This is a genomic window from Brasilonema sennae CENA114, from assembly GCF_006968745.1.
In the GTDB taxonomy this organism is placed as follows: domain Bacteria; phylum Cyanobacteriota; class Cyanobacteriia; order Cyanobacteriales; family Nostocaceae; genus Brasilonema; species Brasilonema sennae.
On sequence record NZ_CP030118.1, the window covers coordinates 5,874,322 to 5,898,073 of the forward strand.

At 45.6% G+C, this 23,752-nt stretch carries 12 protein-coding genes and 2 pseudogenes; 7 read left to right on the top strand and 7 right to left on the bottom strand.

Going from position 1 to position 23,752, the window contains the following annotated elements; translation table 11 throughout:
- Positions 1-454 precede the first annotated feature (454 nt).
- Together DP114_RS24635 and DP114_RS24640 are read left to right on the top strand one after the other, a co-directional pair.
- Complete coding sequence (locus DP114_RS24635) at positions 455-4,978, top strand: two-partner secretion domain-containing protein (RefSeq protein ID WP_172195295.1); 4,524 nt, start codon at positions 455-457, stop codon at positions 4,976-4,978.
- A gap of 780 nt (positions 4,979-5,758) precedes the next feature.
- The gene (locus DP114_RS24640) at positions 5,759-8,767 is read left to right on the top strand and encodes a two-partner secretion domain-containing protein (protein ID WP_171977375.1); all 3,009 of its coding nucleotides are present in this window, start codon (positions 5,759-5,761) and stop codon (positions 8,765-8,767) included.
- Between the two features lie 531 nt (positions 8,768-9,298).
- On the opposite strand, the gene DP114_RS24645 is transcribed toward DP114_RS24640, so the two are convergent.
- On the bottom strand, positions 9,299-9,775 hold the full coding sequence (locus tag DP114_RS24645; RefSeq protein WP_169266330.1) for a GNAT family N-acetyltransferase: 477 nt from the start codon (positions 9,773-9,775) through the stop codon (positions 9,299-9,301).
- A gap of 951 nt (positions 9,776-10,726) precedes the next feature.
- Here DP114_RS24645 and rocD point away from each other — a divergent pair.
- The gene (rocD, locus tag DP114_RS24655) at positions 10,727-11,971 is read left to right on the top strand and encodes an ornithine--oxo-acid transaminase (RefSeq protein ID WP_282453072.1); all 1,245 of its coding nucleotides are present in this window, start codon (positions 10,727-10,729) and stop codon (positions 11,969-11,971) included.
- Between the two features lie 603 nt (positions 11,972-12,574).
- Entirely contained in the window at positions 12,575-13,615 is a 1,041-nt protein-coding gene (locus DP114_RS24660; protein ID WP_169266332.1) for a 1,9-bis(guanidino)-5-aza-nonane synthase, read from the top strand.
- 388 nt (positions 13,616-14,003) lie between these two features.
- On the opposite strand, the pseudogene DP114_RS24665 reads toward DP114_RS24660, so the two are convergent.
- Positions 14,004-14,506: pseudogene (locus DP114_RS24665) on the bottom strand (ComF family protein); the annotation flags it as partial.
- Between the two features lie 374 nt (positions 14,507-14,880).
- On the opposite strand from DP114_RS24665, the gene DP114_RS24670 reads away from it, so the two are divergent.
- Positions 14,881-17,196 carry a cytochrome-c peroxidase gene (locus DP114_RS24670; protein WP_171977376.1) on the top strand — a complete coding sequence of 772 codons (2,316 nt, stop codon included), beginning with the start codon at positions 14,881-14,883 and terminating at the stop codon, positions 17,194-17,196.
- A 50-nt stretch (positions 17,197-17,246) separates the two neighbouring features.
- Here DP114_RS24670 and DP114_RS24675 read toward each other — a convergent pair.
- From DP114_RS24675 to DP114_RS24685, 3 genes and pseudogenes are all read right to left on the bottom strand, one after another.
- A pseudogene (locus DP114_RS24675) lies at positions 17,247-17,426 on the bottom strand (GNAT family N-acetyltransferase); the annotation flags it as partial.
- 21 nt (positions 17,427-17,447) lie between these two features.
- Positions 17,448-18,689 carry a bifunctional ornithine acetyltransferase/N-acetylglutamate synthase gene (argJ, locus tag DP114_RS24680; RefSeq protein WP_171977377.1) on the bottom strand — a complete coding sequence of 414 codons (1,242 nt, stop codon included), beginning with the start codon at positions 18,687-18,689 and terminating at the stop codon, positions 17,448-17,450.
- Positions 18,690-19,132: 443 nt separating this feature from the next.
- Positions 19,133-19,333 carry a hypothetical protein gene (locus tag DP114_RS24685; protein ID WP_169266335.1) on the bottom strand — a complete coding sequence of 67 codons (201 nt, stop codon included), beginning with the start codon at positions 19,331-19,333 and terminating at the stop codon, positions 19,133-19,135.
- Positions 19,334-19,639: 306 nt separating this feature from the next.
- Between DP114_RS24685 and DP114_RS24690 the strand changes: the two genes are divergently transcribed.
- The gene (locus tag DP114_RS24690) at positions 19,640-21,214 is read left to right on the top strand and encodes an alkaline phosphatase D family protein (RefSeq protein ID WP_171977378.1); all 1,575 of its coding nucleotides are present in this window, start codon (positions 19,640-19,642) and stop codon (positions 21,212-21,214) included.
- A complete protein-coding gene (locus DP114_RS35825) occupies positions 21,198-21,320 on the top strand; it encodes a hypothetical protein (RefSeq protein ID WP_256379281.1) in 123 nt (40 codons plus the stop codon). Before DP114_RS24690 ends, DP114_RS35825 begins: the two co-directional genes overlap by 17 nt.
- 282 nt (positions 21,321-21,602) lie before the next feature.
- Here the strand turns inward: DP114_RS35825 and DP114_RS24695 are convergent, their stop codons facing one another.
- A complete protein-coding gene (locus DP114_RS24695) occupies positions 21,603-22,976 on the bottom strand; it encodes an MFS transporter (RefSeq protein WP_171977379.1) in 1,374 nt (457 codons plus the stop codon).
- A 149-nt stretch (positions 22,977-23,125) separates the two neighbouring features.
- Positions 23,126-23,746, bottom strand: coding sequence for a Uma2 family endonuclease (locus tag DP114_RS24700; protein WP_169266355.1), 621 nt, complete (start codon positions 23,744-23,746; stop codon positions 23,126-23,128).
- Positions 23,747-23,752 lie beyond the last annotated feature (6 nt).

The window sequence follows — 23,752 nt, forward strand, 5'->3', positions numbered from 1 at the left end:
AAAATACTACTTTAGGATGAGAGGATTTCCTGAAAATTTTTGCATACTTAAATTGTTCGTCTTCAGTCACGGGGTGTTATTCTGTTTTCTTCTGTTAAGGGTGTAATCAACCTTAGTTAGAGGCGTGCACTACCGCTTTTTATACGGGGTTGCTTTAAAAGATATTACACAGTTATTGGGACAGGGAAGATAAGGAAGACAAGGCGGACAAAAGAAGATACAAGTAAAACAAGAAAAAATTTATATGTTATGCAAGTCAGATTCCCGACTTCTTGAAGAAGTCGGGAATCTTGTTTTTCACAAATAATTTAGGGTTGTTACACATAACAACACTTTGTCACAAAATATTACAAATATGTATTCTTTTGCGTACAAACCTGGTATCTATACTGAATAGCCGCAATTTTACTTATTTTAAAGTATTTTTCCCAACCCCATATTCAAAACTCCTAAAATGCTGAGCAAAAAAAAAGTGCGTCACCCAATCTTTTTCTTCGCCTTACCCCTAGCTACCCTAGCAAGCCTTAGCTACCTTACCATCGCAAGAGCACAAATCACTCCCGACAACAGTCTGGGTGCAGAAAATTCTGTTGTTGCTCCCAATGTTGACATTAAGGGCATCCCTAGCGACAGGATTGATGGAGGCGCAATTCGTGGGGACAACCTGTTCCACAGTTTTCAGGAATTTAATATAAATGCAGGTAGAGGAGCTTATTTTTCTAATCCTCAGGGGATTGCAAACATACTCACCAGAGTGACTGGCGGTAATGTCTCGAACATTCAGGGTATTTTGGGTGTGTTGGGCAATGCGAACCTGTTCTTGATCAACCCGAATGGAATTCTGTTTGGACCAAATGCCCGGTTGGATGTGGGTGGTTCTTTTTTGGGAAGTACGGCAAATAGTTTGATTTTTAAGAATAATTTTGAGTTTAGTGCGACGAATCCGCAAGCACCGCCATTGTTAACGATAAATGTTCCGATTGGCTTGGGATTTCGGAATAATCCGGGAAATATCACCAATCAGTCCAATCAGCCGACAATTGTTGATAATAGTGGCAATCCTATTGGTCTGACTGTTCCTTCTGGAAACTCTTTAGCACTAGTTGGTGGTGACATCAATTCAGATGATGGGAGAATCACAGTACCAGGCGGACGAGTGGAGTTAGGAGGATTGGCAGGGGCGGGAACTGTTGGACTAGATGTTAGTGGTAATACTTTTAAACTTAATTTCCCGAATGATAGTTTGCTGTCGAATATCACCCTGGCTAATGATGCACGAGTAGCTGTGCGGGGGAATGGAGGAGGAGACATTGTAGTTAATGCAAATACTTTTACTGCAACCAATGGTGGACGGTTGACAGCCGGAACTGAGGGAGTGGGAAACGCAGGGGATATTACTGTTAATGTAAATAATTTCAATATCTCTGGTATTGGGCTGAGTCAAACAGAGAGTGGTGTGTATAACCAGACAATTGATGGTGCTTCTGGTAATGCTGGGAATATTTTTATCAATAGCAAATCCTTTAATGCTTCATCGAACGCTGTCGTGCGCAGTCGAGTACTAGCAGGATCACAAGGCGATGGTGGCAATATCAACATTACAACTGGCTCTTTCTCACTTACTGATGGTGCTCTACTGAGTGCCAGCACTTATGGAGAAGGAAATGCGGGTAATGTGTCAGTCCGAGCCAACGATTCTGTTTCACTTGTAAATGCGAACATCTTCAGCACAGTGGAAGCAGGAGGTGAGGGCAAAGGTGGCAATATCGACATCAAGGCTGCAACAGTATCCCTTAAAGATGGTGCTCAACTGCTAACCGTAGTTCGTCAAAAATCTGGCGATCAGCCAGCTGGAAGAGGGGATGCAGGCAATGTCAGTGTTTCTGTCACAGGACCAGTAACAATTACTGGAGTAAAGGATGGATTTGCCAGTGCGATTTTCAGCGATGTAGAAACAGGGGCTGTGGGCAATGGGGGGAACATTACAATTTCCTCTGGCTCCTTGTCTTTAAGCGATGGCGCTCTACTGCAAGCCAGCACTAGTGGACAAGGAAATGCGGGCAATGTGTCCGTGCGAGCGTTGGGTGGAGTTGAGCTTGTCGATGCGTACATCTTCAGCACTGTGGAAGCAGGAGGTGTGGGCAAAGGAGGTAATATCGACATTAAGGCAGGAACACTATCACTCAAAGATGGTGCTCAACTGCTAACCTCAGTTCGTGAAGCATCTTCCCCTCAGCCAGCTGGAAAGGGGGATGCAGGCAATGTCAGTGTTTCTGTCACAGGACCAGTAACAATTACTGGAGTAAAGGATGGATTTGCCAGTGCGATTTTCAGCGATGTAGAAACAGGGGCTGTGGGCAATGGGGGGAACATTACAATTTCCTCTGGCTCCTTGTCTTTAAGCGATGGCGCTCTACTGCAAGCCAGCACTAGTGGACAAGGAAATGCGGGCAATGTGTCCGTGCGAGCGTTGGGTGGAGTTGAGCTTGTCGATGCGTACATCTTCAGCACTGTGGAAGCAGGAGGTGTGGGCAAAGGAGGTAATATCGACATTAAGGCAGGAACACTATCACTCAAAGATGGTGCTCAACTGCTAACCTCAGTTCGTGAAGCATCTTCCCCTCAGCCAGCTGGAAAGGGGGATGCAGGCAATGTCAGTGTTTCTGTCACAGGACCAGTAACAATTACTGGAGTAAAGGATGGATTTGCCAGTGCGATTTTCAGCCGAGTTAACACGGGAGCGACAGGCAATGGGGGTAATATTGCTATTTCCTCTGGCTCTTTCTCTTTAAGCGATGGCGCTCTACTGGAAGCCAGTACATATGGACAAGGGAATGCAGGCAATGTGTCGGTGCGAGCGTCCGGTTCGGTTGAGCTTGTTAATCAGGGTATCTTAAGCACTGTAGAATCAACCGGTGTGGGTAATGGTGGCAACATCAACATTAATGCTGCAACACTCTCACTCAAGGATGGTGCTCAACTAGCAGCTGGGGTTCGTGGTCAAGCATCTGACACTCAACCCGGTGGACGGGGGAATGCAGGCAATGTCACTGTTGATGTTACAGGTCCTGTTATGATTACTGGGGTTGGGAGATTTTCCAGTGGGATTTTCAACTATGTAGAAACAGGGGCTATAGGTAATGCGGGAAATATTGCCATTTCCTCTGGCTCTTTCTCTTTAACTAATGGTGGCATACTGAATAGCAGTACCTTAGGACAAGGAAATGCAGGCAATGTGTCGGTGCGAGCATCAGGTGCTGTTGAGCTTGCAGGTAGTGACACTCGCATCCTCAGCACTGTGGAAGCAGGAGGTGTAGGCAAAGGTGGCAATATCGACATCAAGGCAGCAACACTATCACTCAAAGATGGTGCTCAACTGCGAACTGCAGTTCGTCAAGCATCTGACACCCAGCCAGCCGGAAGGGGGGATGCAGGCAATGTCAGTGTTTCTGTCACAGGACCAGTAACAATTGCTGGAATCAAGGATGGATTTTACAGTGGGGTTTTCAGCTTTGCGCAAACGGGGACGACGGGCAATGGGGGCAATATTACTATTTCCTCTGGTTCGTTCTCTTTAAGCGATAGCGGCAGACTGTCTGCTAGTACTGCTGGACAAGGCAATGCGGGCAATGTGTCGGTGCGAGCATCGGGTGCAGTTGAGCTTACAGGTAGTGACACTCGCATCTTCAGCACTGTGGAAGCAGGAGGTGAGGGCAAAGGTGGCAATATCGACATCAAGGCTGCAACACTATCACTCAAAGATGGTGCTCAACTGCGAACCTTAGTTAGTGAAGCATCCGACACCCAGCCAGCCGGAAGGGGGGATGCGGGCAATGTCACTGTTGATGTCACTGGACCTGTTACGATTGCTGGCGAAAAGGATGGATTTTACAGTGGTATTTTCAGCTTTGTGAACACGGGAGCGAAAGGTAATGGGGGGAATATTGCGATTACAAGTGGTTCCTTCTCCTTGAGCGATACTGGCAGACTTATTGCCAGCACCTATGGACAAGGAAATGCAGGCAATGTGTCGGTGCGAGCATCGGATTTCGTTTCGCTTGCAGGCAGTAACACTGGCATCGCCAGCACTGTGGAACCACAAGGTGTAGGCAAAGGTGGCAACATCAGTATCAACGCTCGAAGAGTATCCCTCAATGATGGTGCTCAAATCACTGCTAGCAGTTTTGGTAATAATAGTGCTGCTGGCGATATAGAAGTTGATGCTCGCTCTATCCGTCTGGACAATGGCTCAACGATCAACGCTGACACAGTAGGGGGGCAAGGAAATATCAATTTGCGCGCTCGCGATTATGTGCTGTTGCGTCGTGGTAGCAAGATAACCACCAATGCCACTGGCTTAGCAACTGGCGGCAATATCACCATTAATGCTGGTAATCTCGTCGCCTTTCCATCAGAAAATAGTGACATCACTGCCAAAGCACAACAGAGTTCTGGTGGTCGGATAACCATCAATACTAAAGGCGGTATCTTTGGTATTGAGTATCGACAGCAAGAAACACCATTGAGTGATATCACCGCCAGTTCTGACCTTGGTCTACAGTTCAGTGGTGTAGTGCAAATCAACACACCTGATATTGACCCAACTCGTGGGTTATTTGAATTGACAGAAGCTGTGGTTGATCCTGCACAGCAGGTTGCCCAAAACCCCTGTACCAAAGGTTATGGTAGCAGCTTTACCATTACCGGACGCGGCGGACTTCCAACTGATCCTAATAAAATCCTCAGTAGTGATAATGTGCGAGTTGATTTAATCAAACCTGTTGTTCTTACGGTAGGTTCAACAAATGCAACACAAAAGCAGCCATCTCAAAAGCCACCTGTCAAACAGATAATACCAGCACAGGGTTGGATATATAACGAAAAAGGTCAGGTGGTGCTGGTTGGTTATGATCCGACTAAGACTGGCCCACAACGGGAGCAGCCAGCACCTACTAGTAGTTGTGCTGCAGTGAAATAGATACGTAGAACGTTTAAGCTGTGATTCGGTGTTAATTTGACCCTCCGGGTTCGCCAGATGCCTACGGAGGGAGACCCTCCTGCAGCACTGGTCTCACCTCACTCCCGCCCTTACACCGCACCCCTCTCCTTAGTAAGGAGAAGGGAGGTTTTGGCGTAAGCCAAAGCCGGGGTGAGGTCACACGCGCGTTGCATTCATGAGTATTACCTCACCCCGCCCTCCACCGCACCCCTCTCCTTGTTAAGGAGAGGGGAGGTTTTGGCGTAAGCCAAAGCCGGGGTGAGGTCACACGTGCGTTGCATTCATAGGTATTACCTATCCAACCTTTTAATCCCCTCTCCTTTATAAGGAGAGGGGCGGTTTTGGCGTAAGCCAAAGCCAGGGTGAGGTCACACGCGCGTTGCATTCATGAGTATTACCTCACCCCGCCCTAACACCGCACGCCTCTCCTTAACAAGGAGAGGGGAGGTTTTGGCGTAAGCCCACGCAATCGAGCACAAAACATATCAAAGTATTTTTCCCAACTTCATTAGGACTTACGCACTTTACAAATCAACTCTTGTGTGCAGAACGCAAGGAGTACCAACTTCCGTGCGGTTCTGCAATAGTCAGATTTCGCAAGAATTTCCCATTTTTATCTGACTGGTGCATAAGTTGATTTTGCTAGCACCTAATTAAACAAGGAATGGCAAGAAATCAGTTTCCAGCACGAAATAGATTTTTGTCAATGCGTAAGTCCTACTCATATTCCAAACTCATAACATGCTGAGGATAAAACAAATGCATCACCCACTCTTTTTCCTCGCCTTACCCCTAGCTACCCTAGCAAGCCTTAGCTACCTCAGCGTTGCAACAGCACAAATCACTCCTGATAACAGTCTCGGTGCAGAAAATTCTGTTGTTGCTCCCAATGTTGACATTAAGGGCACCCCTAGCGATAGGATTGATGGGGGCGCAATTCGTGGGGACAACCTATTCCACAGTTTTCAGGAATTTAATATCAATGCTGGTAGAGGAGCTTATTTTTCCAATCCGGGTGGGATTGCAAACATACTCACCAGAGTGACTGGGGGTAATGTCTCGAACATTCAGGGTATCTTGGGTGTGTTGGGTAATGCTAACCTGTTCTTGATCAACCCGAATGGAATTATCTTTGGACCAAATGCCCGGTTGGATGTGGGTGGTTCATTTTTGGGAAGTACGGCAAATAGTTTGATTTTTAAAAATAATTTTGAGTTTAGTGCAACGAATCCCCAAGCACCGCCATTGTTAACAATAACTGCTCCGGTTGGGTTGAGCTATCGGGAGAATTTCAAAAATATCACCAGTCAATCTACTAATCTTACTGTCCCACAAGGGAACTCCTTAACACTGGTGGGTGGTAATGTGAGCTTAAATGACTCTAGACTAAGAGCACCAGGAGGACGAGTTGAGTTAGGAGGATTATCTGCTTCTGGGACGATAGGACTCAATAGTGATGGAAGCTTGAGTTTTCCTGTGGGAGTGCAAAGAGCAGATATCTCGCTGACAAATGCTATGAGCGTTGATGTTAGCTCCGGCGGTGGTGGTAGTATTGCAGTTAATGCCCGCAATTTAGATATTTTGGGAGGAAGTATTCTTCAGGCTGGAATAGGCCAAGGCTTGGGGACAGTTGATAGTCAGGCGGGAGATATTAACGTTGATGCAACTGGGACAATCAACCTTGGAGAGTCAAGTGTAATTAAAAATATCGTAGATTCCGGAGCGACTGGTAATGCTGGCAAAATTAATGTAGTTGCTAACTCGCTCAATGTACTTACTGGCTCCCAACTAGAGAACTCCACTAAAGGACAAGGGAATGCGGGCAACGTGAATGTCAATGTTCGTGATACGGTTTCCTTTGATGGAGCCGGAAAGAATGGCAATGCTAGTGGAATAATCAGCACTGTAGATACAACAGGTGTGGGCAACGCGGGTGATATCAACATCACTGCCAGGTCGCTCTCAGTAACTAATGGCGCTCAACTGAATACCATCACATTTGCTAAGGGAAATGCAGGCGATGTGAATATTATTGCCCGTGATACGGTTTCCTTTGATGGAGCTGGAAAGAATGGCAATGCTAGTGGAATACTCAGCACTGTAGACACAACAGGTGTAGGTAATGGGGGCAAAATTGAGATTACAACCGGGTCACTTTCGCTGACAAAAGGTGCTCAACTAAATGCGCTCACTCAAGGACAGGGAAATGCGGGCAACGTGAATATTATTGCCCGTGATACGGTTTCTTTCGATGGGGCGAATATCAATGGAAGTGTGAGTGGCGTATTTAGCAGTGTGAATAATACAGGAGTAGGTAATGGGGGGAAAATCGACATCACGACTGGATCGCTTTCGCTAACAGGTGGTGCTGAGTTGTCTGCCATCACAAAAAACCAAGGAAATGCGGGCAACGTGAATATCAATGCCCGCGATACAGTTTCCTTTGATGGAGTAAGTATTAATGGAGGCTCCAGTGGAATATTCAGCAGTGTAGACACAACAGGTGTCGGCAAGGGCGGCGATATCAACATCACGACTGGATCGCTATTGCTGACCAGAGGAGGTGGATTATTTAATAGCACCTCTGGACAGGGGAATGCAGGCAACGTGAATATCAATGCCAGCGATACAATTTCCTTTAATGGAGCGAATAGCGTCTACGGAGGTGGTAGCGGTGTATACAGCAGTGTAGAAACAACAGGTGTGGGTAACGGGGGCGACATTAAAATCACGACCAATTCGCTGTCAGCAATCAATGGTGGTGGACTGTTTGCTAGCACCTCCGGGCGGGGTGATGCGGGCAACGTGAACATAAATGCCCGCGGGCAAGTCTCCTTTAATGGGGTGAGCAGCAATCAAGGCTCCAGTGGGGTATTTAACGATGTCAAATTGGGATCTGTAGGTAACGGTAGAAATATCCAAATTACAGCAAGAGAGCTTTTTGTGACGAATAATGCAAGGCTTTCTGCTACCAGTGCAGGAAGTGGCACAGCAGGTAACATAGAAGTAGCTGCTCGCTCTATCCGTTTGGACAATGGTTCAACTATCAACGCTGACACTGTAGCTGGACAAGGAAATATCACCCTGGGTGCTCGCGATTATGTGCTATTGCGTGGTGGTAGCAAGATAACCACTGATGCCAAAGGCACAGCGACTGGTGGCAATATCACCATTAATGCTGGGAATCTCGTCGCTTTTCCATCAGAAAATAGTGACATCACTGCTAAAGCAGAAGAAAGCTTTGGTGGTCGGATAAACATCAATACTAAAGGCGGTATCTTCGGTATTGAGTATCGACCGCAGGAAACACCATTGAGTGATATCACCGCCAGTTCTGACCTTGGTCTGCAGTTTAGTGGGACAGTGCAAATCAATACACCTGAGATTGACCCTACTCAAGGGTTGTTTGAATTGACAGAAACTGTGGTTGATCCTGCACAGCAGATTGCTCAAAACCCGTGTATAAAAGGTTTTGGTAACAGTTTCACCATCACCGGACGTGGCGGACTTCCAACTGACCCAAATAAAGTCCTCAATAGTAACAATGTACGTGTTGATTTAATTCAGCCTGTCGCGAGTTCGGTAAGTTCAACAAGTACAACACAAAAGCAGCCATCTCAAAAGCCACCTGTCAAACAGATAATACCAGCACAGGGTTGGATATATAACGAAAAAGGTGAGGTGGTGCTGGTTGGTTATGATCCTACTAAGACAGGTCCACAGCGTGATCAGCCAGCACCTAATAGTAATTGTGCTGCAGTCAAATAGATATGTAGAACGTTTAAGCGTTTTGATTCGATGTTGATTTAACCCTCCGGGTTCGCCAGATGCCTACGGAGGGAGACCCTCCTGCAGCACTGGTCTCACCTCACTCCCGCCCTCCACCGCACCCCTCTCCTTATAAAGGAGAGGGGAGGTTTTGGCAAGAGCCAAAGCCGGGGTGAGGTCACACGCGCGTTGCATTCATGGATTTAACCTCACCCGCCCTCCACCGCACCCCTCTCCTTAACAAGGAGAGGGGAGGTTTTGGCAAGAGCCAAAGCCGGGGTAAGGTCACACGCGCGTTGCATTCATGGATTTAACCTCACCCGCCCTCCACCGCACCCCTCTCCTTGTTAAGGAGAGGGGAGGTTTTGGCAAGAGCCAAAGCCGGGGTGAGGTCACACGCGCGTTGGATTCATCAGTATTACCTATCCAACCTTTTAATCCCCTCTCCTTTATAAGGAGAGGGGCGGTTTTGGCGTCAGCCAAAACCGGGGTGAGGTCACACGCGCGTTGCATTCATAGCTATTAAGTAGGTCATCCCAACTCAAGTTCCTCGAATATAATATAGCCTGTGTCCTTCATACCTAAAGCTTCATAGGTCTTTTGCGCAACAGTATTTTGATGTTCCACATAAAGTCTAAAACCACATATTTTTAGTTCATGTTGTTGATTTCTAGCTTTTTCTTTGACAAATTCATAGAGTTGGCGATAAATCCCTTGACGACGAAAATCTGGGTGAACGTAGACACTTTGTATCCACCAAAATATCCCATTTCGCCAGTCGCTCCACTCTGTTGTTACCATCAGAGAACCAGTCACTTTATTCTTGTTTTCTGCAACAACATAAAAACCCAAAATCGGATTTTTCAATAATGTTTCTACACCAGCAGTGAGAATCTCTATAGAGAGGTCTTTGTCCTCGGTTTCACGTGCCATTGCTCGATTGAATTCAACCAAGACATCTAAATCATCAGGTTTTGCTAAACGAATTAAATACTTGTTTTCTACCATTTTCCTTTAGGACATATAGCAAGGAACGCTTAACGCTTAACAGGGAACGCTTAACAGGGTTGAAAATCTCGTGATGTCCGTATTTTCTAATTAGTTCATATTCTAATCTAACTGGCAACGGCTATACGTTTAATTAAGTTGAGTGACTGTAATTGTTCCCCTATCTCCATTTAACATCCTATCTAGCAACGGCTATACGTTTAATTAAGTTGAGTTACTAAAGTATTTTTTGTAAGGTAGGCACTGTTAACCGTGCGCGAAAACGCTTATTTTTAGATTGTGTGCAGTGGTTTTCTTCAGCCTTTGCAATTTACAGACAGCGCATATATATAAGCGATGGTTTCAGAAATGAGTCTTTGTACTGGGATTCCCGTTGTAAAAATTTAGCGAGAAGAACCGTACCAAACAGTGATATACTGAATTTACAAGTCAGTTCTAGTGGGTTAGCCACCAGAAGTCAGGGAAAAAGACGAGTGCAAACTCCGCACTTGGCAACAACTGTCCAGACGAGAGTCTCTCAGTCAGAACACCTGTGGCTTGTTCATAACGTCACCGTTTACACTATTGATTCTTATGCCAGCAAAGTTTCACATTCAGACAGAATGGACAACTGCTTTTCGTCACTTGTAGGACACAAGATGTCCTACACAAGTTGCTTGTCTGGAAAAACAGCAAATGGCTGGTCAATAAGTACTTACTAGCTGTTTAGATATTAACACAAAATCCATCAGCATCACATAATAGCGCTTGTCTTTGACATCACAAAGTTAGTCCAGAGAGTTGCGCATTCAATCTCTTTGTCAATAGCAACCCGGAATTAGGAAATACGAAATAAAGAACGAAGCTGGATTTTTCCGAAATTCAGTTTACTGCGGTTGAATAACTCATTCAACACGTGACCTTTTGGCTGTTTTCTAACTCTATATCTACATAAATTTTTTAGGAGCAAATATGCAAGCAGCGAATAAAACTGTGGTACTTCCCAACTTCAACACAATGAATACTGAGGATTACATCGAATTAGAACAGCAATATGGCGCTGATAATTACCATCCTTTAGATGTAGTTATAACCAAAGGAGAAGGGGTCTGGGTATGGGATATAGAAGGTAAAAAATATCTAGATTTTCTTTCGGCTTACTCAGCACTCAATCAAGGTCATTGTCATCCCAAAATTCTGGAAGCTATGATCAAACAAGCTCAAAAAGTAACACTCACTTCGAGGGCTTTTCGCAATGACCAATTGGGAAGATTTTACGAAAAGCTTTCTAAAATTTCTGGCTTGCCAAAAGTGTTACCCATGAATTCTGGCGCTGAAGCGGTTGAAACTGCGATCAAAGCAATTCGTAAATGGGCTTACAAAGTCAAAGGTGTACCTGAAAATCAGGCAGAAATTATCGTTTGTACTAATAACTTTTCTGGACGGACTATTAGTTTAATCAGTTTCTCCACAGAAGAACAATATCAAGATGGATTTGGACCTTTAACAACTGGGTTTAAAGTCATACCTTTCGGTGATGCTGAAGCATTAGAAAAAGCGATGACTCCTCACACTGCTGCATTTTTGGTAGAACCAATTCAGGGAGAAGGAGGTATTATTGTTCCTCCTAATGGATTTTTAAAACAAGCAGAAGAAATCTGCAGATCGCATAACGTATTACTAATTTTTGATGAAATTCAAACTGGATTGGGAAGAACAGGCAAAATGTTTGCCCATCAATATGAAAATGTCAAACCAGATGGTATAACCGTAGGAAAAGCCTTATCCGGTGGCTTTTATCCAATTTCTGCTTTCATTTCTACTGACGAAGTGATGAGTGTCTTTCAACCAGGAGATCATGGTAGTACCTTTGGAGGAAATCCTTTAGCTGCTGCAATTGGGAACGCCGCACTTGATGTCATTCTGGACGAAGATTTGCCAGGAAAAGCGGCTATTTTGGGAGAATATTTTCAGACGAAATTACAATCTATCAAAAGTTCACATATCAAGGAAGTACGCGGTAAAGGCTTACTCATTGGGATGGAATTACACCCGGAAGCTGGTGGTGCCAGACGTTTTTGTAAGGCGTTAGCCAAACAGGGATTATTAGCCAAAGAGACAAGAGATAATGTCATCCGTTTTGCCCCACCTCTTGTTATTTCTCAAGATGAAATCGATTGGGCATTTGAGAAAATTGAAGGAGTTTTGACTAAATGAAAGAACTCAGAACTCACCGGGGATTGATGATAAAAAGCATGCAAGCCCCAATACGGTTCAGTTAAGGATTTTTGGTAAGATTTGGTGATCTGTAGAGACGTAGCATGTGAGGCAGTGCGTTGGGGAGGCACACCGTTGGGCGGCTATGCCGACTTGAAGGTTGTGCCGTCGGGTTCCCCGACTTGTTCGCATGATTGCGTCTCCCCTTGGGAGAAGCAACTGCCGTTCGCGTAGCGTCTCCGGAGGAGATACCCGAAGGGCTACGTCTCTAGATTGCTTTATTTACGGGGAGGCAAACTGGTGAGTTGGTAGGTTTTAACCTATGTGTTCTTCTTAAAAAATTTTTGGTTAGTTTAGTTTACTCTGGAGTATACTGAAAAAATTGTCGTGTCTGAGAAGTTATAAGTAACAAAATTGATTAGTTGTCTCATCCAACCCATGAGTGTCTGGGGTTTGCATGTCAGATTAAACAAAAGACGGCAGTCTGATCCGGGTATGTCCTGGTATGACCACTGTGAAGCGCCTAGTAGCAAGGCAAGACTAGCCTTATAGTCGCAATACGGACCGTGTAATGTTTATTATCAATGGCAAGGAGAATCTACCATGAATCGTGAAGAACTTTTGCAACAGACTGTTGAACCAATTGACATTAAAGCTTTCGATGTCGTTGGTTTGGTGGAAGCAATGGGTAAGACGGCTTTTCAGGCTCGAAATTTGGGACGTGCAGCAAAAATCTACGACGCGATGCTGCAAGATAAAGAATGCACGATTATTCTGTGTTTAGCTGGCTCTTTGTTTAGCGCTGGGCTAAAGGAAGTCGTCCACGACTTAATTACTCACAATATGGTAGATGCGATCGTCTCTACCGGTGCTAACATCGTTGACCAAGATTTTTTTGAAGCATTGGGTTATCGCCATTATGTGGGCGATCCTTTTGCTGATGATGAGGTGTTAAGACAAGAACGGGTTGACCGCATATATGACACCTACATTGATGAGGATCAACTGCGGGTGTGTGACATGACGATCGCAGAAATCGCCGAAACTTTAGATAAGCGTCCCTATTCCTCACGGGAATTTATTACGGAAATGGGCGCTTATCTACAACGCCGTGGTAACTATGGTAAATCTGTCGTACAAGCGGCTTATGAACACCAAGTTCCAATTTTTGTTCCGGCTTTTAGCGACTGTTCTGCTGGGTTTGGACTTGTCCATCACCAATGGAATTCCCCAGAATCTCATGTCACGATTGACTCCGTGCGCGACTTCCGGGAGTTGACGCAGTGCAAACTCGCTTCCAACTACACTGGATTATTCATGATTGGTGGCGGTGTACCGAAAAACTTCGCCCAGGATACAGTGGTAGCGGCAGAATTACTGGGATTTGAAACCAGTATGCACAAGTATACAATTCAAGTCACCGTCGCTGATGAGAGGGATGGAGCTTTATCTGGTTCCACCCTCAAAGAAGCTCATTCTTGGGGCAAGGTAGATAAAGCTACCGAACAGATGGTCTTTTCAGAGGCGACTGTGGCGTTACCGTTAATTGCGGGGTATGCGTACGGTAAGGGAAATTGGCGCGATCGCCAACCCCATCGTTTAGCTCAGTTGTTTAGCAAACCTCAATCCAAGGTAAAAGCTTGAGATAAATTCTTTGCTCGCTTAGTACAGCCCACCATAAATGAGGTACGGAATTCGCTTTTGGAATGAGCAGTGTTCAGTACGCTCACGATTTTGATTTCCGACCCCTTAAAGGGGTCGGAATTTTAATTATGGTAGGTTGGGTGGAGCACAGCGCAACCCAACATGAAATTTGAGATTTCCAACCCTAATTTAGGGAGATCCAATAAAAAAAATATCCAACCTAAGCCCTTCGGGCACGCTACGCGAACAACAACGGGACTACGACTAGTTAACGGGTTTAGGCTGTTTCCCGCCCTTCGGGCGGGAAACAAGGTTGGATATTTTTTTCTTTGTAAGTGCCTTATGAAACGCTGTACTTACAGGCTGATTATGAAACGCTGTACTTACAGGCTGATAAAGAATATTGTACTTCAGTCGCTCGCACTCTTTCTAAACCATTTTGTTTCAATTTCAAACCAGTCGTTTCACAAAAACTTTGTGCTATCAATGCAGCTTGGTTATATCCACGCTCTTTTTGCTTATTGAGGTGCAGTGGGATGGGAACAACCACAACTCTATCGGACATGGGTGAATGTAATAGCCATGCTTCTCCGAACAATTGACCCAAAGGACGGGCAATTTGGGGTTGATTTTCGTATTTCATTGTAGCGATACGCATGCAGGCGTCTGCGCTCCGCGCAATCGCCCGTTTAAGCACACCGCCATATGCCCCCAAGCAAACACTGGTAGGGGGTCTTTCCACAGATATCTGGGGTCTTTTAGGTAACATTTTTGCAACTGTCTGGTACATTTTTGGCACAACTCCTGGGAGGTCGGACGCTGACAAAGAGGGCAGTTGGATTGTAGAAAAAGGTTGAGTAAGCCTTTAAAATTTTGTGTCCAGTTTTTCATCTAGGCTTCCCCGAAGGGCTCAGGACATAGGAGGGAAACCCTCCGTAGATATCTGGCATTGGAAACCCTACCAAGAGCGCTGGTCTCACCGTAAGACGTGGCCGTTCCCACTAGGGTGTACGCAGTTCATGATGGCTACTTTACCAATACTTTATATAAAAGTGGCTAAATGTAAACAATGTATGATTTTATTGAAATTTTACGTAAAATTGCTGAGTGATCCGGAACAATAACTAAAGCCATATTTTATTTCGTATGGCTTCAATTAAGTTTTAGAAACCCTGTTTAAAGCAGCACATACATAATGGTTGCAACAGAGCTACAGCATAAATTGACTCAAATGTTGGCAAAAAATCAGAAAAACAGAAAAAGAAATGAGCCATGCTAGAAAAAATAGCTATAGCGGCTTGCCTGAGTTAGAGAAGTCGAAAGACACCGAAAAGGCAACAAGGAAAAGGGATGGTTTTGCTTTCCCGTTTATCAGTGTGTTATCAACGCTTTTAGAAGTAACACAAATGATTGCCATTTGGGCAGCGGGGATGCTAAAAAAACTGACCCACTTAGTATCCAATTTGTTAAAAAGCACACAAATAAAAAAGAGCACGACAATTGCTGCACTAGTGATGGCTGCAATCTTAGCCGGACATAGTGTATCAGCGCAGGTTAATGGACCACCTCCCCTGGGTGGGATAGAGGTTCCAAAACCAAAGAATCTGACGGATTTCGTAAAAGATGAAAAAGCTGCGATCGCCCTAGGAAAGTCTCTTTTCTGGGATATGCAGCTTGGCTACGATGGCATCCAGTCTTGTGCTAGTTGTCACTTTAATGCTGGAGCAGACAGCAGATCCAAAAACCAAATCAGCCCAGGTTTCATTGATAGGACTTTCACCCCGGGAAAAGGTCCGAACTACCAGCTGACGGCAGTAGATTACCCATTTCATAAGCTAGCAAACCCAGATGACATATCTTCGACCGTTGTCTCTGACAATAATGATGTTGCTGGCTCTCAAGGGGTCTTTAGGGCAAGATTTGTTGACGTTAATCCTGGCAGTGACAAGGACAAAGTGACGCCTTTGAAGGATCAAGTCTTCAATGTGAATGGCACGAACGTGCGTCAAGTGACGCCCCGGCATTCACCATCAGTGATCAACGCAGTGTTTAACTTTCGGAACTTCTGGGACGGACTGGCTCAAAACACCTTCAACGGGGTAAATCCCTTGGGGTTGAGAGACTCTAATGCTTATGTTTTGAAAGCAGTTCACCGAAAGCAACTCGAAGATGTGCAAGTTAGTCTCAATAATTCCTCACTGGCTTCACAGGCGGTGGGACCACCGGAGAATTCCTTGGAGACGTCAGCTGAATTGACCAATGTCACCACGCCGTTGAGAATTGAGTTATCTGGAAACGATACTACGGTTAAGGTGTTCGACACCCTAGGTCGGACTGTTAACAATACCGTTGATGCGGAGGTCTTGGAAAACATTACCAACAGCGATGAGCAGGCAAGCCGACTATCTCCTGGGTCCAATAATAAGCGTTTCAGAAGGGTGGGTAGGAAGCTCGGTAAGAAGTTCCTTGCCTTAAAGCCTCTTGCCAAGCAGATTGTAGCTTATGATGACAGTGTTTTAGGTTCTTTAAGCAACTCCAGTGCCTATTCATCTAAACCAGGTCTGAAAAAGTCTTACGAGGCGTTGCTCCAGGACGCCTTTAAGCGGGAGTGGTGGGATTCAGATATGATTATCAAAATTAACCCACAAACCGGTAGGCGAACCTTCTCGCACAAAAAGGGCAAGTTGAACACCAACGAATTCACGCTAGCAGAGTACAACTTCTCGCTCTTCTTTGGGCTAGCAGTTCAGGCGTACGAGTCAACATTGGTTTCTGCTGAGACACCATTTGACCAGTTCTTAGCTGGAAACAGTGGCGCTCTGACGGCACAGCAGCAGCTGGGATGGAACGTTTTCCAAAACAAGGGTACGTGCATTGCCTGCCACGCAGGATCGGAATTGACCGCCGCTTCAGTGACTACCGTCGCTCAAAGGGGACGAATCGGACGTGCGCCTGTGCAGGCTGGTGGGCGTCCTGAAGACAGTGGCTTCTTTAGCATCGGCGTCAGACCTTCCAGCGAAGACCCCGGTTTGGGTGGTAATGACGGTTTGAATGGTAATGGTCAAGGCAATCCCTTGTCGGAAGTCCGGCTAGCTCAGCAGGGGAAATTTAAGCAGCTCCTCGGCGAAGATCCCCCTACTCTCAATCCCCCGCTTGATCCCAATGAAGCGGTGACTGCAGACGGAGCCTTCAAAACACCAGGACTTCGCAATATAGAACTTACTGCTCCTTACTTCCACAATGGTGGTCAGTCAACTCTGGAGCAAGTGGTTGATTTTTACAATCGAGGCGGCGACTTTGGTGGACTCCCGCCGCTGAATCTAACACCTGAGGAAAAACAGGGGCTGGTTGCTTTTATGAAAGGGCTGACTGATGAGCGAGTCCGCAATCAAAAAGCGCCCTTCGACCACCCGCAACTGTTTATTCCTAATGGACATCCAGGAAACCAAAACTCCGTCACCATCGACCCCAACGTCAAAACACAAGACGGTACCACGCAAGCTACGGATTCTCTGTTGGAAATCCCGGCTGTTGGTCAAAACGGTGGTAATCCTCTGCCGAAGTTCTTGGCAACCTCTTGAGGAATTGACGTAGTTCCTAACTTCTCAAAAGCCTGGGAAACCAGGCTTTTTTAATGAAGCAATTTGACATATACTCTGTCGCAACGAGCTGTTTCTACACCTGTTGCTTTTTGATACCCGTTGCTTTCGTACAGCTTGACAGCTTCGCTCAAAACACTGACGGTTTCAATCCAAATTTGCTGAAAACCACCAGATGCGTTCGCTGCTTCTAATTCTTGTAGCAAACGTTTCCAAAAGACAATTTCCATACCTCAAGTCGTGTACTCGGCGTTAATCTTCACGTAGTCATAACTCAAGTCACAACCCCAAGCCTTACCTGAACTAGAACCAGTGCCAATACTAACGGAAATTAACACGGTATCTTCTTTGAGGTACGCGCCTTGTGCTGCTTGTTTCAAATACTCACTTGCAGCTTTCTTATCAAATGGTAATGGTTGACCATTCTCCATCAGCAAGATATCTCCTAACTTTATTTTCAGGTTTTCTTGCTCAAAAGGAACTCCCGCACGTCCGGCGGCTGCGGCGATACGTCCCCAGTTGGGATCGCGTCCAAAGATGGCAGACTTGACAAGAGAAGAACCTGCAATGGTTTTGGCAATTTGACGGGCTGCTTGTTCATCTTGCGCCCCTGTGACTTGCACTTCTATAAGACAAGTTGCGCCTTCACCGTCACGGGCGATCGCCTTCGCCAAATGCTGGCAAACTGCTGTTAACATCGCCTCTAATTTTTCTGCTTCTGCGCCCATTTCAGTTATTGCTGGGGTGCGCGATTGACCGTTAGCAAGAGCAATTAAACTATCATTAGTACTCGTATCCCCATCAACAGTGATGGAATTAAAACTTCTGTCTCCCGCGCGACTCAACATTTGTTGCCAGAGAGTGGGAGACACAGCTGCATCACAAGTCACAAAAGCTAGCATTGTTGCCATGTTGGGATGAATCATCCCGGAACCTTTGGCGATACCTCCAATTCGTACTGGGCGATCGCCCATCATTGTCTCTAAAGCAATAGATTTTGTCACCAAGTCTGTGGTAATTATCGCACCAGCTGCTGCATCTGAGCCTGTTTCACTCAGTTCTGCAACGAGTTTCGGAATTCCTGCTTTGAGTGCATCCATACGAATACGTTGCCCAATCACACCCGTGGAAGCGAGTAGCACGGATTCTGAGGGAATATTGAGTACTTGCGCTACTGCCATTGCTGATTCTAAAGCGTCTAACCAGCCTTGATGACCAGTTGCAGCATTGGCTTGTCCAGCATTGCAAAGGATAGCACGGGCGCTATGCTTTGCTTGCAAGCTTTGACGACAATAATCCACACAGGCAGCTTTGACATGACTGGTGGTGAAGACACCTGCGGCGATCGCCTCCACATCTGACACTATCAAAGCCAAATCGGGCAATCCTGAAGATTTCAACCCTGCTCTAATTCCTGCTGAGCGATACCCTCTAGGTGCTGTGATACCACCACTAATTTCTTGCCAGTCTGCCATTGTTTTTCCCCTGTTTGATCACAGCGCCAGATTTTTGCTTGTGGCGTTCTGCATTCTGAGTTCTTGTCAATGGTGATTATACCAAGCTTTTGGTTCTACTTTCATTTTTGAAACTCTTGACAAAGTAGCAGCCATTTATCGCTAATAATTAATTATTAAACAAATAAAAAGAGAGCCACTTGGGCAGCTCTCCAGATCATCAGGGTGCATCTTTGTATATCATACTAATACATAAAGGGGGTGATTGGCTAGACCCCTCATTTATTTTTTTTTCAGAAATTCTTCAGAGGACACCAAACCCAAAAAGGGGATAAAAAAAAATAGAGAGCCACTTGGGTAGCTCTCCAGATCATCAGGGTGCATCTACATAACATAGTATAGCACTTTCGGACTGAGGGTCAAGACCCCTCACCCCCTTTTTTCAAAATTTTTTTTGAGACAATTCAAAAATCACCATACTGAGTATCTGCCAGCAGATGCTTATTGCGAAAAGTGAACTCTATAAATATTGTATTTTCGTAATGTTGGTAAGGCAACCCGATGATTGTTGAGAATGGATGAGAGATTACCAGAGCAACTTGATACTCCCACCTCATCCAAATTTCGGTGTTCGACTTGAGTAAATGTGAATCACGCAATGGCATAGAGTGCCCGCCCGTTTGGGGCGAATGATTTTTCCACCTTTCTGGTGTCAGCTTTAGGAACTGAACACTTATCTCAAAATTAATAAGCTCTTAAAACCTAGTTAATACTCAGTTGATAAGTTAATCTTGCCACAAAAGTCGGAAGTTAGAAGTAAAAAGGTCTTTCTGTGTGGCTTTTTGACCTCACCCTTGTACTTCAAGCACGAACAATGTGCTGTCTCAAAACTTGATCAACTTGGCAATGAGTCCGTTTTTATCCCGCTTTTAGTTTTCCCTGTATTTCAACAATCTCCAACAAGGATACATATGGAACGTTTTCAGTTTGCTCGCGATCTGGCTACTAAACACAAGCGACGGCGCTTTCTGATTGGTACTCTTGGTGTGAGTGCAAGTGTCATTGCCAGTCAATGGACTCACAAAGTTGTTGCACAGCCTAGTTTTTCTGGTTATCCCTTCAGTCTTGGGATTGCTTCTGGTGAACCTTTACCAGATGGTGTGGTGCTATGGACGCGGCTAGCCCCAGAACCGTTAAATGGTGGTGGAATGCCGTCTGTGAATGTGCCAGTACAGTGGCAAGTCGCTTTGGATGAAAACATGAGAAATGTTGTGCGACGGGGTACGGCGATCGCCACCCCCGAATTTGCACACTCTGTCCATGTAGAAGTTGGCGGGTTGCAGCCTGATCGTTGGTATTGGTATCAGTTCAAGGCAGGTAATGAAGTCAGCAGCATCGGACGTACCCGTACAGCACCAGCACGCGATACCCGTGTTGCTCAGTTCCGCTTTGGCTTTGTCAACTGTCAGGATTGGCAAAACGGTTACTACACAGCTTACCAGGGCTTGGCGAAAGAGGAGCTAGATTTGGTCGTTCACTTGGGCGACTATATATATGAGTATGGATCACAACCTGGAGGTCCACGTCAACATAATAGTCCTGAAATCGTCACTCTTGGTGACTACCGAAACCGTCATGCTCTTTACAAAACTGACGCCAACCTGCAAGCAGCCCATGCTGCCTTTCCCTGGATAGTCACTTGGGACGATCATGAAGTAGAAAATAACTACGCCAGCTTGATTCCAGAAGAAAATCAAAGTCAACAGGAGTTTGTCACACGTCGTGCTAACGCTTACCAAGCTTACTACGAACATATGCCCCTACGTCGATTATCCCTGCCTCATGGTCCCTATCTACAGCTCTATCGGCGTTTTACTTTCGGGGACATCGCTGAGTTTAACGTGCTAGATACCCGTCAGTACCGCAGCGATCAACCTTGCGATGACGGCTTAAAACCTCGTTGTTCTGAAGCTTTTGATCCAAATGCGACTATGACTGGCACAAAGCAAGAACAGTGGCTATTTCGAGGTTTGAGCAAATCACAAGCTCGCTGGAATGTTATTGCTCAGCAAACTATGATGGCACAATATAACTTTGATGCGCGTCCAGGGCAAGAAGTTTTCAATTTGGATCAGTGGGATGGTTATGTAGCTGCACGCGATCGCTTCCTGAAATTTCTACAACAACAGCAACCGAATAATCCAGTTGTCATTACTGGTGACATTCATTCGAGTTGGGTACACGACTTAAAAACGGACTTCAATAATCCAAACTCTCCCACTGTTGGCACTGAGTTCGTAGGTACCTCAATTTCTTCCGATTTCCCTGAAACTTTTATTCCCCCAACTGTAGCAGCTTTAAGCGCCAATCCTCATACGAAATTCTTCGACGGCAAAAACCGGGGCTATGTGCGTTGTCATCTGACACAAAATACTTGGCAAAGTGACTACCGGATTGTTTCCACGATTCGTGAACCGAATGCAAGTATCAGCACTCTAGCTTCGTTTGTCGTTCCAAACGGGCGATCTGGTGCTGAACAAGCGTAGTGCTGCTAGGCAAAAGTCAAAAGTCAAAGAACAATTTATTGGTGGCAATGTCAGTAGTCTGTTTGACGAAACTAGTGCAAGCGTACTCAGCATCCCACAAGGATAACGGAGGTCTTGGCAGTGTTTGACAGACTTGTTTCAATTCTGCGGTAGATTTTTTAGCAGCTTGTATCCTGGAAAAAATAGGACTTCCTTCACCCACTCGTTGGGATTCGAGGAATTACCTGGTTGGCGGTGAGGCAGTCCGCCCTTGGAGGTTCCCGAGGCAGTGCGTTGGGGGAATCTCCAACCCCACTCCGTAAATACTTTTTCTTATTAATTCTCTGTCGATTGATCATCTGAAATTGAATTAGATGCAAATGGATCGGGTGTCATCATTGGTGTGGCTTTACTTCGCGGGATGGTGGATATCAATAGAATAAAGATGTGAGTGGCGCATGCGTTTATGTGGATGAGGATGGGTGTGAGGTTCTCTTATTGGTATTCCTGAGTGATGATTGTGCTGATGATGTTCATCGTGGATGTGTTCGTGTTCATGCCAAAGGCTTTCATGAACGTGTTCATTTTCATCTGCTTTTGGTGAGAGGGTAAGGTGTACTACGCCCAACAGCCCTAAACCAACCAAGCTGCCGTAAAGGAATTCGTTTTCCGTAAAGTGGCTTCCTAGCCATCCAGCCAGCGGATAAGAGATTGCCCACCACAAATGACTCCAAGCGAAGTGTGCCCCGTAAACCCGCCCCTGTACCGTCCTGGGAATACGGTCAGCAATTAAGGTTTGGGTAGGTAAGTCCACCATATTTTGCCCTACTCCTGCAACTGCCCAAAGAACCATGAGCAAGGCTAAACTTGCATTGTTAGCAGGCAATAGCGCAACAGTGATGAGGGTTGCTCCCATCAGCACAAACGTTGTCCGTCCGATGCGTCTATCCAAGGCACCAATCACTACGGCACAAAGAGTCGCCCCGATGCCAAAAGCTGCCATCACCCAGCCGTATTGGACATTCCCTAATTTGAGTGTTCCTTGGACATAACCAACGGTGTTTACCAGAATTTGTGCGCCAGCAATAGACGCGACCAGCTGCATCGCCAGGGCGTAGCGAATCAACGCATCGTCGAATAGACGGGTTGTCCCTTCTTTAATATCCTGCCATGTTCTGCCTGGTGTTCTTATTGGTTGCTCCTTTGGATTGACTCTCAGTTGACCTGGTAGGGTGAAGATTAAAATAGCTGCAACGATAAAGCTGAAAGCATCTAAGAAGAAAACCTGTCTTGCCCCGATAAAAGCCGCGACAGCCCCTGCCAAACCGGGACCAAGCACCGATAGTAGTTGGTAGGTGGCGCTGGAAAGGGCGATTGCTTGTGGGTAGTCATTCTCCCCTGTTACTTGAGGGATTGTTGCCTTATAGGTTGGCGTAAAGAAGGCATTGAAGACATTAAGCGCAAAAATGAGGACATAAATTTGCCAAACAGCGATCACAAACGGAAGCAGTCCAACGATCACCATTCGCGCTAAATGGGTTGTGACCATGATGCGCTTGCGATCAAAGCGGTCTGCGATCGCTCCCGCCAGGGGTGAGAGTAATACAAACGCTGTAACACGCAGCGTCAAAGCACTGGAAAGCACAACGGCGGATTTTTCGCCAGCTAATTCAAAGGCAAGCAGGGCTAGACTAACCCAGGTCAGGGCATCACCTAACAGACTTATGGTTTGAGCTGAGTAAAGTCTGGCAAATACAGGGTTTTTTAAACTGCTAAAGAGCATCAAATTGCAATTGTTATAGGGGCATAGTTTTAAAATATTTATATGATAAACCTTTAACAGGTAATGGGGGGTGGGGGCATATTTTTTTGCTGATAAAAAGTGTACCAGAAGCCCACACCATAACTGTACTCAGTTTGGTGTTGGGTAGTTCACTGCAAAAAGTTCTTTAACCACCTTATTGCTTCACTTGTTGTCTGCTCACTTGCAATTAGAAGACATTGCCGTACAATTTCTGAAACGTTAGGAAAGTAACTGCTTTCTGCAAGTGCGTAACTTTCACCCTGCAATCTATAAACTAATAACTGGTTATTCTTTAGCAGCCAAACCTCTGGCACTCGATAAGGCAAATAATCATTGATATCTGTATAACTAGTAACGTCTACTTCAATTGCCAAATCGGGGGGAGGGTCGTTCTGCCAGTCGATGCGGTCTTTACCCTGAACTTGTTGCCAATTCTCAATGTAAAAGCAATAGTCAGGTTCAATACCACTGATTTCTGGCAAGCTCATGGTGATGGGTGTAAATGAGTCGTATATTCGGTTTAAGTAATCAAGTAGAGTTGTCACTATTAATGCAAGTAAACTTGCCTTTTTCCCATGCTCAGGTAAAGGAGCCATCAACAAAATCTCATTATGTCGATATTTGATACGAGGTATAGTGCGATCACCTAACTGTCTTTGCAGTCTTTGGTAGTCTTGCCAGTTTCCCAAGAGTTTCAAGACAGCACCAGGAGGTAATTCGATTCTTTCTGGTGTAATTACGGTATCCATTTTAGG